A 1,328-nucleotide genomic window follows, 5' to 3' on the forward strand; every position below is an offset into this window, starting at 1 on the left:
CTAAGTTTGAAGAAGCGTACTATTCTGAGTTAAAAACTGTCTAGTGAAAGCTGGGAAGTCCACCCTTTTAACCTTGATAAAGCCACTCATACATCAGAAACACCTTCCAAAACGCCAATTAAAGCAACAGCAAATCCTCTTTTTATATTTTATGTAAAACCAAAGTAACCGATTGAATCAAAATAGGAACTCGGCTATGGTTAATGCATCAATAAAAATAAATTAAAAACGAGTTATTCTACAGGCTCGTTATGTGTACAAGGAGTTTTCATGGGTAGCATACATAGTTTCTATTTAGTTGGGTACATGCTCGTATCAGCAATTTTAAATGCATTCATAAAGCATGAGGATATTGGAATAAAATTGCTTTGTTCACTGTTATTATTCACAACTTTCGTATTCGCCTCTCTATTTCACTCTTTAAAGGTTAAAGTTGCAAAAGATAAAACATCAAACGTCGAGTAACGTACACATAACAAAAAGCTGTTGGCACTCCCTTCGGTCGCTGGGACGCTAACACCTGGACTGACTCACTTCGTTCGGATTTTAGCCCACGCGCTAGCGCCCCAAAGCTTAGCGATATGTTTACAAGGAGAGTAAGGTGAATATTTGGATTTTTCTCGCAGGAATAATAGGTTTATTTACTGCTTGTGTTCACATTTTTGCAGGTCAAATTGATCCCGTTAGACCATTTCTTAAATCAGACCTTCCCGATATACCTAAAGCAACGTTGTTAGGTTGTTGGTATATGGTATCTGTAACTCTATTAATTTCGGGACTTGTGTTAACTTATGCTGGTTGGTTTAATTTAAGCTCCTTTCAAAATATCATTATTGGTATCTCAGTAAACTTTATTATCTTCTCTCTAGTTTTTATTGCTGTAGGTTGGTATTTCTTTAAATCCCAAGTGTTTTTAAAATTACCTCAGTGGATTTTGCTATTACCTATAGGCACTTTAGGGCTTGTAGGTGCAATGCAAACATAACAAGAAATTCAACAAGGACAGTTGGTTTTGCTCCTGCGTTGCTTATTCTAACCAACTATTATTAGCCCGTTATTAGGGCGTTGAGGCTGTAGAATTACTCTTTTTAGGAACTTAATTTCCTAGTTTAAATTGTTTCCTTTTTGACCTTGAATCCACTGGGTGACTGTGATCTAATAGATATTATTCACCCACGGTAAACTGTTATGGCCAACTACAAGCCAGACTTATCCTGCCAAAACAAATTCATTCCTATCAATTTTAATTAATTAACAAGATGTAATTAATTAACAAGACACCCATCCTAAATTTTGTAGTTTAGCAAACTAAGTACTAGGCTTTTATT

At 35.5% G+C, this 1,328-nt stretch carries 1 protein-coding gene; it reads left to right on the top strand.

What is annotated here, in order from left to right; genetic code table 11:
- Positions 1-601 precede the first annotated feature (601 nt).
- Positions 602-985 carry a hypothetical protein gene (locus J8L70_RS15975; protein ID WP_211056564.1) on the top strand — a complete coding sequence of 128 codons (384 nt, stop codon included), beginning with the start codon at positions 602-604 and terminating at the stop codon, positions 983-985.
- The last annotated feature ends 343 nt before the right edge of the window (positions 986-1,328 follow it).

This window comes from Pseudoalteromonas sp. MMG010 (assembly GCF_018100905.1).
Taxonomy (GTDB): domain Bacteria; phylum Pseudomonadota; class Gammaproteobacteria; order Enterobacterales; family Alteromonadaceae; genus Pseudoalteromonas.